This window comes from uncultured Nitrosomonas sp., from assembly GCF_902826915.1.
Taxonomy (GTDB): domain Bacteria; phylum Pseudomonadota; class Gammaproteobacteria; order Burkholderiales; family Nitrosomonadaceae; genus Nitrosomonas.
On record NZ_CADEGP010000036.1, the window covers coordinates 13786 to 29555 of the forward strand.

Annotated in this window: 14 protein-coding genes and 3 pseudogenes; 12 read left to right on the plus strand and 5 right to left on the minus strand. The window is 43.9% G+C overall.

Annotation, left to right across the window (positions count from 1 at the left end; all coding sequences use genetic code 11):
* Window positions 1–254: 254 nt before the first annotated feature.
* On the minus strand, window positions 255–785 hold the full coding sequence (locus tag QZV86_RS07840) for a toxin-activating lysine-acyltransferase (RefSeq protein ID WP_295625848.1): 531 nt from the start codon (window positions 783–785) through the stop codon (window positions 255–257).
* Window positions 786–826: 41 nt separating this feature from the next.
* The gene (locus tag QZV86_RS07845) at window positions 827–1108 is read right to left on the minus strand and encodes a peptidylprolyl isomerase (RefSeq protein WP_295625851.1); all 282 of its coding nucleotides are present in this window, start codon (window positions 1106–1108) and stop codon (window positions 827–829) included.
* A 280-nt stretch (window positions 1109–1388) separates the two neighbouring features.
* On the opposite strand from QZV86_RS07845, the gene QZV86_RS07850 reads away from it, so the two are divergent.
* The 6 genes and pseudogenes from QZV86_RS07850 to QZV86_RS07875 all read left to right on the plus strand — a co-directional run bounded on the left by QZV86_RS07850 (window position 1389) and on the right by QZV86_RS07875 (window position 9578).
* Window positions 1389–2054: an ABC transporter ATP-binding protein gene (locus QZV86_RS07850; RefSeq protein WP_295625877.1), complete on the plus strand. Its 666-nt coding sequence runs from the start codon at window positions 1389–1391 to the stop codon at window positions 2052–2054.
* Window positions 2051–4600, plus strand: a complete 2550-nt coding sequence (locus tag QZV86_RS07855; protein ID WP_295625853.1) for an FtsX-like permease family protein — start codon at window positions 2051–2053, stop codon at window positions 4598–4600. Before QZV86_RS07850 ends, QZV86_RS07855 begins: the two co-directional genes overlap by 4 nt.
* Window positions 4600–5694, plus strand: coding sequence for a carotenoid 1,2-hydratase (locus tag QZV86_RS07860; RefSeq protein ID WP_295625855.1), 1095 nt, complete (start codon window positions 4600–4602; stop codon window positions 5692–5694). Before QZV86_RS07855 ends, QZV86_RS07860 begins: the two co-directional genes overlap by 1 nt.
* 1047 nt (window positions 5695–6741) lie before the next feature.
* Window positions 6742–7974 carry an AI-2E family transporter gene (locus QZV86_RS07865; protein ID WP_295625857.1) on the plus strand — a complete coding sequence of 411 codons (1233 nt, stop codon included), beginning with the start codon at window positions 6742–6744 and terminating at the stop codon, window positions 7972–7974.
* Window positions 7975–8169: 195 nt separating this feature from the next.
* Window positions 8170–8802 carry a DedA family protein gene (locus QZV86_RS07870; RefSeq protein WP_295625860.1) on the plus strand — a complete coding sequence of 211 codons (633 nt, stop codon included), beginning with the start codon at window positions 8170–8172 and terminating at the stop codon, window positions 8800–8802.
* A gap of 130 nt (window positions 8803–8932) precedes the next feature.
* A pseudogene (locus tag QZV86_RS07875) lies at window positions 8933–9578 on the plus strand (IS5 family transposase).
* A gap of 51 nt (window positions 9579–9629) precedes the next feature.
* Here the strand turns inward: QZV86_RS07875 and QZV86_RS07880 are convergent.
* Complete coding sequence (locus QZV86_RS07880; RefSeq protein WP_295625863.1) at window positions 9630–11195, minus strand: amino acid permease; 1566 nt, start codon at window positions 11193–11195, stop codon at window positions 9630–9632.
* A 379-nt stretch (window positions 11196–11574) separates the two neighbouring features.
* Between QZV86_RS07880 and yidD the strand changes: the two genes are divergently transcribed.
* The 3 genes and pseudogenes from yidD to QZV86_RS07895 all read left to right on the plus strand — a co-directional run.
* Window positions 11575–11814: a membrane protein insertion efficiency factor YidD gene (gene yidD, locus QZV86_RS07885; protein WP_295625880.1), complete on the plus strand. Its 240-nt coding sequence runs from the start codon at window positions 11575–11577 to the stop codon at window positions 11812–11814.
* Between the two features lie 170 nt (window positions 11815–11984).
* A complete protein-coding gene (locus QZV86_RS07890) occupies window positions 11985–12218 on the plus strand; it encodes a hypothetical protein (protein ID WP_295625866.1) in 234 nt (77 codons plus the stop codon).
* 22 nt (window positions 12219–12240) lie between these two features.
* A pseudogene (locus tag QZV86_RS07895) lies at window positions 12241–12563 on the plus strand (transposase); the annotation flags it as partial.
* Between the two features lie 231 nt (window positions 12564–12794).
* On the opposite strand, the gene QZV86_RS07900 reads toward QZV86_RS07895, so the two are convergent.
* A protein-coding gene (locus QZV86_RS07900; RefSeq protein WP_295625883.1) for an IS5 family transposase occupies window positions 12795–13552 on the minus strand; the annotation gives its coding sequence in 2 pieces (ribosomal slippage) (window positions 12795–13237 and window positions 13237–13552; 759 coding nt in all).
* A 134-nt stretch (window positions 13553–13686) separates the two neighbouring features.
* On the opposite strand from QZV86_RS07900, the gene QZV86_RS07905 reads away from it, so the two are divergent.
* From QZV86_RS07905 to QZV86_RS07915, 3 genes are all read left to right on the plus strand, one after another.
* Window positions 13687–14313: a hypothetical protein gene (locus QZV86_RS07905; protein ID WP_295625869.1), complete on the plus strand. Its 627-nt coding sequence runs from the start codon at window positions 13687–13689 to the stop codon at window positions 14311–14313.
* Window positions 14297–14851 (plus strand): hypothetical protein, encoded by a 555-nt coding sequence (locus QZV86_RS07910; protein WP_295625872.1) that lies wholly within the window; start codon window positions 14297–14299, stop codon window positions 14849–14851. Before QZV86_RS07905 ends, QZV86_RS07910 begins: the two co-directional genes overlap by 17 nt.
* A gap of 174 nt (window positions 14852–15025) precedes the next feature.
* Window positions 15026–15295, plus strand: coding sequence for a hypothetical protein (locus QZV86_RS07915; protein ID WP_295625875.1), 270 nt, complete (start codon window positions 15026–15028; stop codon window positions 15293–15295).
* Between the two features lie 198 nt (window positions 15296–15493).
* Here the strand turns inward: QZV86_RS07915 and QZV86_RS07920 are convergent.
* Window positions 15494–15667: pseudogene (locus QZV86_RS07920) on the minus strand (IS3 family transposase); the annotation flags it as partial.
* Window positions 15668–15770 lie beyond the last annotated feature (103 nt).

Consider the following 15770-nt stretch of genomic DNA (forward strand, 5'->3'; position numbering starts at 1 on the left):
TGAAAATCATCCAGTTTAGATGAGGATCATCAGGTACTAGATTACTTAATACTGATTATGTTGACTGTGAGGAAAGTCACAACGCTGGAATGATTCTCAGCTCATTCATTATGGGATAAATTGCAGTTAGAATACAACCCTAAGCGGTTGGGTTGTTAGGTAATATGCTGTTAATAAGAGGAAAAAATATTTATTTTTCTGGTTCTGTCAGTGAAAGTATATTCTTGTGCTTTGAGGGGGATTCTATGCTCATGCTATTGAGAAGTTGGAATGTTGAATTTCTCACTGGATTGGGCGGTACGAATATGCGCATCGACGAAAGCATTGACGCTGAGGCGTCCGGGACGGGCACGGCCATCTGGATAATGGCGTTTAAAATAGATCATTTTTTGAGCGCGTCCGATCTCGCGTAAGCGTTCGAGGAGGACGTGCGTGACATCGTTCGATTCCGATGCCCAAGCATTGATCAGCAGGATCTCACCAGCTTTGCTATCTTCGAAGGAAAGTTCGCCTTGCTCCGCAAGCCACATTTCACCCTTTTCTTGCGTGGTCAGTGCCCAGCCGAGAAATCCGACAATGTGCCCATTGTCGGATGCGATCAGATAGTGGCCGCGGTTAATTTGTCCAACCAGTATACGGGACCAGTGCCCGAACGGCAGGCGTGCAAATGCTGGTTTGGTCATCAAATAACTGACTGCGAATCCAAGTGCTTGCGCAGGGTTGATTCCTGTCAAAAGACGAGTCTTGGAAGTATCAGTTTGTGTTGTTGATGATCTATCCGGCATCTTCTGATTTTGGTAGTACGCATTGAATTACGCTGTAGATTTTAATCGCTGCGTTGCGTCACTTCCAGCAGATGATAGCCAAACTGTGTTTTAACCGGGCCTTGCACTTCACCGACAGGAGCGCTAAAGACGACGGTATCGAATTCCTGCACCATTTGTCCGCGGCCGAATTCGCCCAGTTCCCCGCCTTGCTTTCCGGATGGGCATAATGAGTGCTCCTGAGCCAGTGTGCCAAAATCAGTGCCACTTTCTATTTCTGCTTTTAAGTTGTTACATTGCTCTTCGGTTTTAACCAAAATATGACGTGCGCTGGCTCGTGCCATAATTTTTCTCCTATTTTTAGCGAATTCCTCCAGAAATTCCAACGCTTTTACAATGCTGCATTATTTAAAAACTTCTTGAGTAATATATAAAGTATATGCAACGAAACTATTTCCTGTGCGCGTCTTACTTGATCCAGGATTTTGGATTTCCAGAAGTGCCTTCGATTAATTAACTATCGTGGTAAAGTTAAAGCATACCTTGGTCGGGCGATGCATGCACTGTTTTTTTGCGGTTTTGTCGGCCATCTATTTTGAATGAATTACCGGGGTATTATTGAATATGCTGGAGTTACGCAACATTACTAAAGGTTATGCCGAAGATCGGAAGGTATTGGCTAATCTGAGCTACACGCTGAATGCGGGTGAGTACGTCGCGATTATGGGTGAATCGGGTGTAGGCAAGTCAACTTTGTTGAACCTGATTGCTGGTTTGGATGCGCCGGATTCCGGTGAAATCTGTATTGATGGGGTTGCCATTTCATCCATGCAAGATGATGCCGCGACGCAATTACGGCGCGAACAGTTTGGTTTTGTCTTTCAGGCGTTTCACGTGTTGCCGCATTTGACATTGGCACAGAATATCGCGTTGCCACTGTTGTTGAATAGTATGGCAACGGATTGCGTGGATCAGATGCTAGGGCAAGTAGGGTTGCACGGTCGCGGGCACCACTTTCCACGCCAGTTGTCCGGCGGCGAATTGCAGCGAGTGGCCATTGCACGTGCATTGATCCATCGGCCCAAATTGGTTCTTGCAGATGAGCCGACGGGTAATCTTGACCCGGATACCGCCCATGAAATTCTTCAATTGATGCGCAGGGCAATCAAAGCGAATGGTGCGACTGGCATTATTGTAACGCACTCTCATGTGGCAGCTGCAACGGCGGACAGAGTGTTGAATTTGACCAAGGATGGATTGCGCTTGGCGCAGCTAGAGCACAAGCCATGAAAGCGACATCGATATTCCGCTGGATGCTGGTCAGTGAATGGCGCGCGCATATCATGCAAATAGTCGTTGCACTCATTGCTATTGCCATCGGGGTTGCTATGGCATATTCAATTCATTTGATTAACAGTGCTGCTTTTAATGAATTTTCCGCGGCCAGCAAGAGTCTTTCCGGACAATCAGATTTGCAGGTGCGCGGGAAAAAAGCCTTTCTTGATGAAGGACTTTATCCCGTGCTGGCTAAACATCCAGGTATTGCATTAGCGAACCCCGTCCTGGAATTGGATGTGGCGGTGCCGGGCAAACAACAAAGCAGAAATGATCACAAGCTGAAAATCATCGGTATTGATCCATTCCGGGCGGCGCAAATTTCTCCCGATTTGCTGGGGTTGCCGGAAGAAGGAGAAACGTTGGATCGTATAGCCAGCGATACAATATTTCTATCCCCTGCTGCAATGGAATGGTTGCAGGTTGAGCAAGGCGATGCGCTGCAATTACAGGCTGGATTGCAAACGATCATGCTACGTGTTGCAGGTGGTTTGGTACGCGCGCGCGCGGGTCAACGCTTAGCGGTGATGGATATTGGTACGGCTCAGTGGCGCTTTGAACAGATTGGGCAATTGTCACGGATCGAACTGAAACTCAGAGAAGGCGTTAATCACGCGGCATTTAAAGCCCAGCTGGCTGAGGAATTAGGTGAATCCTATTGGGTTATGGAAACAGCGGACCAGGAAGCGCGGATTGCCAATATGTCGCGTGCTTATCGTATTAATCTGAATATGTTGGCGCTGGTGGCTCTATTTACGGGTACATTCCTGGTATTTTCCACGCAGGCTTTATCAGTGATCCGACGGCGTCAACAATTTGCGTTGTTGCGTGTGCTGGGTTTCACGCGGCAACAATTGTTGCGCCAGATCGTCACTGAAGGCGGATTTCTGGGAATAATAGGCTCGGTACTGGGACTGGGGTTGGGCTATGCCGTTGCAGCGACGGCAATCCAGTTTTTGGGAGGAGATTTAGGGGCAAATTTTTTTCCAGGCGTTAAGCCAGATATTTCTCTTGATCCTTGGGATGCTTTGATATTTTTTGTAGTAGGTTTAAGCGTGACGTTGCTGGGAAGCATCGCGCCCGCATTGGAGGCAGTTCGTGCTAAGCCTGCATTGGCATTGCGGTCCGGTGCTGAAGATGAGGCCATGGCAAAATTGTCTACACCGTGGTTTGCGGTGATTTGTTTATCGCTTGCACTGCTGTTTACGCAATTGCCTCCCATTTTCGAGCTGCCGGTATTTGGTTATCTCGCGATTGCATTATTGTTGATGGGTGGTATCGCTTTGATGCCTCGATTTGCAGTGTGGGTGTTTTCTTTTTTGTTAAGCCGGTTACGCTCTATTCGGATCGGCGCTGTTGTTACATTGGTGCTGGCTCGATTGGCGAATACTTCGAGTCAGGCCGCAATTGCATTGGGCGGCATATTGGCCAGTTTTAGCCTGATGGTAGCAATGGCGATTATGGTGACAAGTTTTCGCGTATCAATCGACAATTGGCTTGGGCATGTATTGCCGGCCGATTTGTACGTGCACACTAGTGTCATCGGTGATCAGGGCGGTTTTCAATCCGATGCGCAAAATGCGATTATTGCGTTGCCAGAATTTGACCGAGTGGAATTCTTTCGAACCCAAAAGATGACGCTTGATGTTGATCGCCCGGATATTACTTTGTTTGCTCGGCCTGTGGATAAAATGAATCCACGCAATACGCTGCCGCTGACGGATGATGTGATTGCGCCAGGATCATTGCCTGAAGATGCAATTCCTGTCTGGGTATCTGAAGCGATGGTCGATTTATATGGTTATCGGGTGGGTGAAAGCGTGGCTCTGCCGATTGGCGCAGCATTTGGAGAATTTCTGGTTGCCGGGGTGTGGCGTGATTATGGCCGCCAATTTGGTGCGATACAGATGCAGTTGGCGGATTATCAGCGATTGACAGGAGATTTGAGCGTCAATAATGTGGCGTTGTGGTTGCAAGCTGAAGTGAGATTGAATGCTGCCATTGCGAGTTTGCGGCAATTGCCGTTTGGTGCTGCGCTTGAAATATCGAGATCAAGTGACATGCGAGCTTTGAGTCTGGAGATTTTTGATCGAAGTTTTGCGGTGACATATTTACTGGAGATAGTGGCAGTGATTATTGGATTGCTGGGTGTGGCGGCCAGTTTCTCTGCGCAGATACTGGCCCGCGCCAAGGAATTTGGCATGTTACGGCATATCGGTGTAATGCGCCGGCAGGTTCTTGTCATGCTGGCCACGGAAGGGGGATTGCTGACTGCACTCGGTGTTGGGTTGGGGTTTTTGCTGGGATGGAGTATCAGTTTGATACTGGTTTTTATCGTAAACCCACAGTCCTTTCACTGGACCATGCAACTGCATATGCCGTGGAGCTGGTTATTGGCGATTGCCATCATTATGTTGATTTCGGCGACATTGACAGCCCTGGTTTTCGGACGCAAGGCAGTTTCCGGTCAGGTTATTCGCGTTGTACGGGAGGATTGGTAATGAAACGGAACAAATTTAGCCGTGGTTCTATCGTTCTTGTCATGTTGTTTTTTAGTTTACTCGTCACTCTGGTATCTGCCGAATCGAGCCGATTAAAACCGGTTACGCCCGATTACAAGCTGTCCTTCCCAATGGATTATGGGGCACACCAGGATTTTCGTCTTGAGTGGTGGTATATCACCGGTTGGTTGGAAACGGAAGATAACAAGCCGTTAGGTTTTCAGGTTACTTTTTTCCGTTATGCCACTGACCATAATCACGATAATCCGAGCCGTTTTGCTGCAAAGCACTTAATTATCGCGCACTTGGCTTTATCCGATCCTGCGGTCGGTAAATTGATGCACATCGAAAGAACTGCCCGCGAGGGTTTTGATCTCGCCTATGCCAAACAGGGTAATACTGATGTTAAATTGGACGATTGGACGTTGATACGCGAGAAAGATGGCCGCTACCAGGTGAATATGCAAGCCAGCGATTTTGGTTTGAAATTGTCATTAGCACCTACGCAAAACGTAATGCTGCAAGATATGGACGGTTTTTCCCGTAAAGGCCCAAAGCCGGAACAGGCCAGTTATTACTATAGCGAGCCACATTTGAATGTAACCGGCACAGTATTCAGACAAAACAAATCAGTCGCTGTTAATGGACGTGCGTGGCTGGATCATGAATGGTCAACCGCCTATTTGGATCCGGATGCCGATGGATGGGATTGGGTAGGTGCCAACCTGGATGATGGTTCAGCGTTAATGGCGTTTCAAATACGTGCAAAACAAGGTGGCAAAATATGGGCTTATGCAGCGTTACGCGATGCTGAGGGAAATATGACTTTGTTTGATCCTGATCAAGTTGAATTTACGCCGATACGTACTTGGCGATCACCGCATACAGAGGCGGTTTATCCGGTTGCTATGCATATTCGTACCGGTGAGATTGAATGGCGGCTTACGCCATTGTTGGACGATCAGGAACTGGATTCGCGCCAATCGACCGCAGCGGTTTATTGGGAAGGTGCTGTGACGCTAACCAGGGATGATAAGCCGGCAGGGCGTGGCTATCTTGAATTGACGGGCTACGTGAAGCCTTTGACATTGTGATCTTAACGGGCTGTTAGCATAAGCCCGATAACCGGAAAAGATATTGTCAATCATGCGATTTTCTGGTAAATAATAAAGCGCACTTAATTTCAATACTTTCATTGTTGTTAAATGTGAGTTAGAATTCAACGGCGCAGTAATCTAAGTGGTACAAGATGATTGCGAATAAATTACTCGGCTCCACACATAAAGATCGCTGTAGCAGTGAATCTGAGGGGCGGAGATAAGATTCACGATTACAAAATTTTGTGATTGTGTGAGCAAGGGGGGTCGATAATTTATCGGCTTTAAATCTAAATCAAAGAAAGAATGTACCTTAAATAAGGAGATAAATTATGAGCGAAGTCAACAGAAGAGAAACAGATGCGCAAGTTCTGAGATTGTTCTTCATCTCAGCGGCTGTTTTTATTGTTATCGGAGCAATTGTATACGGCGTATTCTAGACTGAGAAACTTGTCACTGCCCTTATGTGACTTATGTTTTTGTTTTTTATAGAAACTTAATCCCTCACAGTATTTGAGTAATAAGGCGGTGTTAGTCAGTACTATCCAGTAAAAAATAAAAATGCCTATCTAGTGGAAGGGTTTGTGTTCGCTAGATAGGCATTTTATATATCACCTACAGCATGTTGCTGTAGCCTTCCTTCTTCTTGTATGCAATGGTGATCAGTTGAGTTCTAATGTAAAGATGGTGTTATTCTGCTATTCGGATTTACATAGAGACTTTATGCTCAATAAAACCTAACGTAGCTGTAGCAGCTATTCTATCGTACCCATAAGCGAAGCTTATTAATGATGGTGCTAGTTAATGCCATGAGATAATATCACGGCTGTTTTTAACGGAATAAGCAGACCCTTGACAGAGCTTGGGTAGCGCATAGTTTCAGTATCAGTAAATATTTTTTGATACACTGGCAAATAATTAAGAGGTATATCATAGTCGTCTGAATATCATCATATTTATGAAATACTCCTATAATATTTATCAGGTAGTCTCTTGATACGGGTTAGTTGATTTAATTTTAACCACACAGAGAATTTGAAAATAATGTCATTTAGTTTTGATAGTTTTTATGAGGCCAACCGCCGTATACTGATCTGGCTCATTCTGATTGGTATTTTATGGCTATTGCAAGACTTTTTCGGATTGATTTTCATCACGTTTGTTCTTACTTTTATTGCGACACCGTTGGTGCATGTTGGGCGGAACAAATTGAAATTGCCGCATCGGGCATCCCTAGTGTTGGTATACATTTTTTTTCTGGTTGTGCTGGGTAGTTTTTTTCGTTATGTGACACCTAGCGTCATCGGGGAAGCCAATCGTTTTATTAATAATTTCAGTGAAGTGCAGTTAAGATTGATTGGGATGAAACAGGATATTATTGGCAAATACCCGGGTATGGAGCGCCCTCTGCATGGCTATGCCCGTAGTATTCTGGATGAGAATAGTCTGAGGGTAATAGATTCCAAGCTTAATCGGTTCCGGCAAAAGCTCGATTTCTCTGATGTTGATCATCTGGATGACGTCAGCGATAGCGAGATTACTGAAGATACGTATGAAAAGCTGAGAAAATATTACGACAGGGAAACCGAGCTATTGGTGGATGTCCTCATGACAAAACAAATGGGTAAGGTTCGTGAGGAATTACCAAAGCTTATCAATTATCTTTACCAAGCGATCGGTACGATGTCCCTAGCACTATTATTCAGTTTTCTGATTTTGTTTGACAGCGTTCGTCTCGGTGGTTTGATGAAAAGCCTGCATGAGTCGAGACTAAAAGATTTTTATCAGGAGACCGCACAGCCCGTAATCCGTTTTGCTTATGTCGTTGGTCGCGCCATTCAAGCACAGGCAATGATTGCATGTGTTAATACCCTCCTGACTTTGATAGGCCTGATAATACTTGGGATTCCGTCAGTTGCATTATTATCATTAATTGTTTTTGTGTGCAGTTTTATTCCAGTGCTGGGTGTATTTATCTCTACTACGCCGATGGTGTTGGTTGCGTTGAATACGGGTGGTTTGACTCTAGCGTTAGGAATAGTTGGCATGATAACCATTATTCATATTATTGAAGCCTATGGGCTTAATCCGATGATCTATGGTAAACACCTCAAGCTTAATCCGGTCCTGGTGCTTATTATTTTACTTATTGCCTATCACGGTTTTGGTTTGTGGGGAATGATACTGGGTGTTCCAGTCGCATATTATTTTATCCATGATGTATTTGGTGTGCCTCTATGGGATCGGCATCGGCTAGGGCCAAAAGTCACTAATTAATTATTATTTTTTGTACTGCGGTTTGAGAGGAAGAAGCCGTATAGCTATTCTGAATAGGCTGCAATGGAAAATTCATCGTTGTTGTGAAGAAGTTTGTGTCTGTTCCTTCCTTTTGTAAATGAATAGGTTATGTAGTTAATGCAGAGTAATTTTTTTTCATGCAGCATTGTTTTATAACGAATTTACTTTACCCTCATGTTTCTTATCGACTTTATACTTAACATTGATCAGCATCTTTATGTACTATCCTCAGAATATGGTCTATGGGTTTATGGTATTCTTTTTCTGATAATATTTTGTGAAACTGGATTGGTTGTGATGCCTTTGCTGCCAGGAGATTCGCTTTTGTTTGCGGCAGGTACTCTAGCTTCATTTGAGGACTCGCAACTCAGTCCCCATATCTTGTTTGTCGGATTATGTATTGCAGGTATTTTGGGAGATAGCGTGAATTATTGGATAGGGAAAAAGGCCGGTCCTAAAGTTTTTACTTCGCAGGAATCGCGTTTCTTTAAACGTGAATACTTAGATAAAACACATGCCTTCTACCTTAAGTATGGAGCCAAAACGATAATTATCGCGCGTTTTATTCCAATTATCCGAACATTTGCACCCTTTGTCGCAGGGATTGGAACGATGCCCTATCGCACCTTTATAACCTATAACATTGTCGGTGCTATATTGTGGGTCGGTATATTTATTTATGCTGGATTCTACTTCGGGCAACTTCCGATGATTCAACAAAACTTCAAACTAGTCATTTTGGCTATTATTATTTTATCGATAACTCCTCCAATAATAGAATACCTGAAGCATCGATATAAAAAATAATATTGCTGCTAAACACCTATTTTTCTAAGGCCTGTTGACGTTTTGATATAAGTATATAATAGATAATAACAAATTCTTAATATTGGGGGTTCCTATGCCACCAACAAAACGAGTTTGCGATGCCCCGTTAATGCTCAGTGATGAGTTCTGGTCGAAGCTGGAGAAGATTCTGCTTCTTATAACAAGCGCAATCTGCGCATGACGGTAGAAGGCATGTTGTATCGAATGCGGGTTGGCTGCCCGTGGCGAGACTTGCCTGAGGTATTTGGAAGCTGTAGTTCCATCTACAAAAGATTCAATGTGCGGTCATTAAGCAGCAAATGGTTAAGGATTCTCAAGGCGCTATCTATTGATTTGGATTGTGAATGGGAATTTATTGACGGTAGCTATGGTAAAGCGCACCAGCATAGTGCAGGCGCAGCGGACAAGGAGCCACAGGCGATCGGGAAAAGCCGCACAGGCAATACCACAAAGATTCACCTGGTAGTTGATAGTTATGGTTTACCAGCCGATTTTGGAATCACTGGTGAGAAGCCAATGACTGTTCTATAGCACCTGATTTGATTGCCAAACCGCCTGACGCGAAAGCGATTGTTGCAGACAAAGGCTATGACAGCGATATGGATTGGGGTATGTATAGATACCGGCATTGGGTGCAAAATGCTTTTGCAAGGCTAAAGCAGTATCGGGCAGTAGCGACACGATACGACAAACTGAAGGGAGATTTTGAAAGTATGGTCGCCATGACATTTGGATATCTGTGGCTACCTATGTGAAATGTCAACAGACCCTAGGAATCAGCATCTACTTCCTAGGGAATTTAATTCTCAGTCTTTGCTTTTTGATGCTAAGGAATCTTGACTGCGATCTGCTAGTGGTCGAACCGGTTTGATAATATTTTCACCGCCCGATGAGGTGTCGATGCCGAGAGCGAGATGACTTCTCCGGTAACCATAAAAGAAATACAAAATCAATCCGATTCCAGACCAAATCGGAAAAACCAGTTTCGCATCATTGGGTAGAAACCAGAAAAGTGTGACGCAGCCAATTACAGCAAGTGGCCCCACCAACCAGATTATCGGTGCCTTGAAAGGCCGTGCGCGATGCTTATCCTTGGCGCGAAGTATCATTACTGCCAATGCAACCACCATGAAAGCGAACAAAGTACCAGAATTGGAGATGTCTGCTAGCTTACCAACTGGGAAGAAGGCGGCGGCAATGGTTACGCCGATACCTGTTATGTAAGTCACAATATGAGGTGTTTTAAATCGTGCGTGCACACGACTTAATACTTCGGGAAGTAATCCATCGCGTGCCATAACGAAGAAAATGCGCGTCTGCCCAAATAGCATCATTAGAACAACCGAAGGCAATGCCAGGAATGCGGCTAGGCCAAGTAGATTGCCAAATTTTTCCCAGCCAATCTCTCGTAAAACCAGAGCCAAAGCTTCACGCGAGCATACGAGTGGTTGTTGTCCAACGGTGGCAAGCGATTGACATTGTTCAGCCAGAACTATTGAACCAGGCGCTAGGCCTTTGCCGGTTTCGTCTAGTATGGGCTGTGCACCGATCGAGCCGATTGCACCTGCTGAAACCAGTATATAGAAGATGGTGCAAATTACGAGAGAACTGATGAGTCCAATCGGCACGTTGCGTTGTGGATTCTTGGTTTCCTCGGCAGCAGTTGAAACCGCATCGAATCCGACATAGGCAAAAAAAATGGAGGATGCCGCAGCAACTACGCCTGCTTCGCCCAAAGGCAAAAATGGTTGGAAATTCTCGATCTCAGCAACGGGGAGTGTCAGTGCAATAAACAGTGTCAAAGCCGCAATCTTGATCGTGACAAGTACAGCATTAAACGAGGCACTTTCACGTGTACCAACAACCAACAATCCGACAACCAAAATACAAACGAAAACTGCTGGTAGATTGATGATGCCGCCAGCGAAGGGGCCATTGGCTAATGCAATGGGTATCTTGATTCCTAGCGAATTATCGAGCAAACCGACAAAATAGCCTGACCACCCGACTGCAACTGCACTCGCGGCGACTGAGTATTCGAGTATTAACGCCCAGCCAACCATCCAAGCTACCAGTTCGCCTAATACTGCATAGGAATATGTATAGGCGGAACCCGAGACTGGCACCATCGAAGATAATTCGGAATAACAAAGGGCAGCCACCATGCACACAAAACTGGCAATGATGAAGGAGAACATCATTCCAGGTCCAGCTTTTTGCGCAGCTTCGGCTGTGAGTACAAAAATGCCTGTTCCTATAATTGCACCAACACCGAGAAGAGTTAACTGCCATGCCCCCAAAGACCGTTGAAGGCATTTCTTTTCTGCTGTAGCCAGAATGGCGTCAATTGATTTTACGCGCCAGAAAATCATGTATTCTTCCTTTTGTAAATGCAATTATCTGCGATAAACCGTAAATTTTCTGGGAAATAGTGTACAAGAAATTGTGAGATTGAGAAGTAATATGTTGTTTCAAATAAAAACGTAGAGCTTGAGAAAAGCTTGTTCAAATTGAATTTGATCTATTACCCAGCGTTTGTATCAGTCAAACAAATTTTTTCAAGAAATAATTCCTGCTTGCTGGCTAATGACTTCTTAAATATACCATACCTTGTTATCATGAAGTGGATGATAAACCTGTGGTATGTGGTGATGATATGCGCTGAGAGCATTTCTAAATGCTCCCAGAATCAAGTTCCTGGATAAAATGAATGGATGCGGCGCAGGATGGAAAAACAAGGGGAGTTTACGTATGGGTACATTCTTTAGACGAATCCTGGTAGGTGTAATAAAACTTTATCAATATACGATTAGCCCATTGTTAGGTTCTCATTGTCGCTTTTATCCCGCGTGTTCAAATTACGCCATTGAGGCGCTAGAACTACATGGCGTTTTGCGTGGCGGCTGGCTTGCAGTGAAACGCATTTTGCGCTGCCATCCATGGAATGTGGGTGGTTTTGATCCGGTGCCGAAGAACAAGATAGAGCGCTAGACCTTGATGAAATATTGTCTGCTTGTCTATGAATATGGCTGTCTTTGGACTATCTGCCTTCGGTTTTTCATGGCAATTATTTAAGCAAGGAACTTTGCGCGGTTAAAGTCATTTTCAGGTGCGGATGATGACATAATAATGTTTTTAATCATAGTGTTGAGTTAATTGATATGAGTTTTTCAGAGTTTGATGTCACCCGCCGCACCCGCAAAGGAAACTTTCTCAATCAAATCGATTACCTGATTGATTGGGAACCGATAGAAAAAGCAATCGCTGAATATTATGCTTCTACATTTGATGCCGCAGACCGTCCTGCCTATCCCGGGTTGCTGCTGTTAAAAATGTTGCTGTCAGGAATCTGGCACGGTGGATTCAGTGAATCGCCCCGGATTTTCTGGAGATAAAATGATTTGAGAGGAAGAAGAGATGAAGAATCAAATCAGTTATTCACCGGAAGTACAGGAACGAGCGGTAAGATTGGTATTTGAACGCCAAAAGGAGTATGAATCGCAATGGTCGGCGATCAAATCGATCGCATCAAAGATTGGCTGTACAGCGAAGACATTGCTCATATGGGTAAGACGAGCAGAGACTGATCAGGGAATTCGGGGCGGCATGTTGACTGCGGATCGTGAGCGACTCAAGGCATTGGAACGGGAGAATCGGGAATTAAAGCGAGCCAACGAGATATTACGTAAGGTATCGGCATATTTCGCGCAGGCGGAGCTCGTATATGGACGCCTCCAGTTTGCCAAGTGATTTTTTGTCATTTTGGTGTGGAAGATTAAGATCGCAGTCGTATATTCGGGCTATTTGTGCGCTTGTTTTGCGCCATGCGCTGCCCATGATGGAATCCTGCTTGTTGGCTCCCAAACGACCGCACAGCATTGACTGGTTGGTCTTTGCTATCGAGCTCCACGGGTTTTGCCAACACCGGTCTGACCTGTCTATGCCATCACGTCAATTAGGGTCTGTTAACACTACCTAAGTGCTTCGACGATAAGAGCGAAATGGGTGAATGAGAGAAAGATGATATCCAGTTTGTCGAGTCTGGAGAATATTCGACGAAAGCCCTTGAGTCTGCGGAATAATCTTTCGATCTCATTGCGTTTTTTGTACATGGCACGGTCATATTCCCAGGGCTCCAAGCGATTAGTTTTGGGTGGGACAACCGGGATATAACCGAGCTCCAATGCAAGCTGTTTGGTTTGAGCACCTTCATAAGCACGATCCATCAGAAGATGAGTAGGTGAAGAGACGGGGCCGAGCGTTAACAAGAGTTGTCGCCCTTCCGGTGCATCATGCGCATGCCCCAGAGATAAGGCAAAGGTTATGGCTGTTCTGGCATCTACGGCAACCAGATGAATCTTGGTGGTCCAGCCACCTCGGGATTTACCGATGGATTGCGGGCCGTTTTTTTTAATGCATCAGTACCATCAGGGTGCACTTTGATGCTGGTGCTATCCATCGAAACGGTTTCAATTTTGATGCGAATGATTTGTTGTTGCTGCAACTGCTCAAAAACTTTTTGGAGCACGCCACTTTTCGCCCATCGATTTATTCGAGTGTAGATGGTGTGCCAATTGCCGAAGCGCTTGGGCAGTCCACGCCACTTGCAATCATGCTCGGTAACATACAGAATAGCATTGAGAATTTGTAGATTGGAATGACTGACATTGCCACGTTGGCGCGGCATACAGTGTTCGATCTGTTGATATTGGCTTTCGGTGATTTCCATCACCATATTATATCAAATAGTGTTAACAGGCCCTAATTACCAGAAAATTTGAAATGGTAGAACAGATTGGTTAATCCCGTTGGCAATTAATTAACAATTGCTTATAATTGCCTCCTCATATGAGGAGCAGTGTAATGGGTTTCTTTGATTGGCTTTCTAGTGCTTCTAATTCTAAAATTTGTGAGGGCATTACAGATAAGGGAAGCAACATAGAAAAAGATAGTAGCAAAAATATGATAACTAGTGTTAGTAGCAAGCCCAAAACCGAAATTGATTGTCTACTTGACATAAATATTCGTCACTCTCGAAGCTTCATGGATTCGACAACAGAAAGGCGCAGGTATCGCGGAGAGCATCCAACTGAAATGGCAGAACCTAAATGTGTGGATGTCCGACTACATCTACCGGTCATGACACAGACCACTTTTGAAATTATTCAACCATTTCGAAGCCTTGGCGGCATCTTCAATTTAGGCTGGTCCTTTTTCCAGGCTGCTATTGATCAATGGGTGGAATACTCCATTAGTCGCAGTAGACAGTGTTTGATATTTGTAGCCTATCATTATACACGCGGTGACACCCATCGCAGCTGCAGAGGGTTTGGTTATAACACTGATGCGACCAAGAGTGCTGCTATACAACTAAAACAACAATTTGATTCTGTCTATGATAAAAGTGGTTCAGTTGTACCGATTGTTTGTGGTATTGAAACTGATTTAGATGCCTTGGTTTTGCATGGAGAGAATGGGCAATCCAATTGACTTGACAAATGGAACAAAAACTTCTCAGATCGAATTAGAGGCAATGTTGCGTTCACACTATTCCTCTATGCCTGAATACGTTATTCGAGATTTCATTCCATTAGTTCTTGGAAATATAAAGTACATTGCAGAGATTCGGGTTTCCAACAAACCTATTGAAGATGCCGAACATAAAGAATGGGTATTGGGAGACAGTCGTGGTTTTGACTGGTTGCACCTCAGCAGTACAGCTTTTATAGCCGGACCATTCGATCCAAATATTTCCGCTGCTATCAAGACCGCCGCTAAGCTGCTGAAAAGTAATATTGATGGAGGTCGAATTGATCCCGACGGTGTCGTTTTCATGACCTTGGGCGTTTATAGAGATGAAGCGGAGCCTGAATATCATCTTGTAAAAGAAAAAATTCAATTCCTCAGTAAATTTACTCTCAATACCATAAAAGATAAAGTTCTGGATTTAACACCTAATTTGCAAATACTTACTGGCTTTACCGATTTAAATACCAGAAAATTTGAGATGATAGAGCGCCTTGGTTAAGTCTTTCTACTAACAAGTAATCATGATTCGAGTTTTATTTTTTAATATAGCGGAAGGAGGCAATGTAGTACTCATTTAATAATAAGTAAGCTACATAATTCATAATTAGAACTTATGTTATAGAATTTTTGTATTGATCTATATTATCGCTGTTCCAACAAAAGGAGATATACCATGGGGTTTTTTGATTGGATTTCAGGTATTTTCGGTTCTGATAGTAGAGAAGAAAATAGAAGCAGTGAAAATAATATCGGTAAAGATACTAGTACCGACGTAGAAGATGTACAAGATAGCAGCAATATAAAAAGTACATCTACAAGTGAAGAAGAAATAAGAAAACCGATAGATCAAGAAGTTACAAAATTAGATTTACCACAAGAAGAAGAAATAGAAATTCGAGATAAGTCTCATAGTAACACGGAAGTCAAAGACGAGGCTATTTGAACTTGCGATTCCCATGGCCTTGCCACGGGAATCTAATTAGTCGACCCTGAAAAAGCATTGAACAATAATTTTTCCAGGCAAGCTGTCGGGAAAAATGAGTATCTATAAAAATATGGCTCTTGATGATTTGAGTTTCCATTCAATTGAGCTAGATCCGATTTAGTGGGCGGGAAAGTATTCCGAGAATGCTGCATTTTCTTAAGTTTTTGCATGCCTTCGAATACGATTGTAAAACACCTCAATATATTCAAACGTTACTTTTCTTGTTTCAGCTCTAGTTTTAAATTTATAGTGATGTAAACATTCATTTTTCAATGTGCCAAAGAAGCTTTCCATTGGCGCATTATTCCAGCAATCACCTTTACGGCTCATCGGTTTTCATTTTAAAACTTATTTGTAGCATCTGATGTGTGCTGTCAAAAACATGAGCTATGATTATTTCTGGTGTATGACAAGTGAGGAGAAAGCGGTGTAG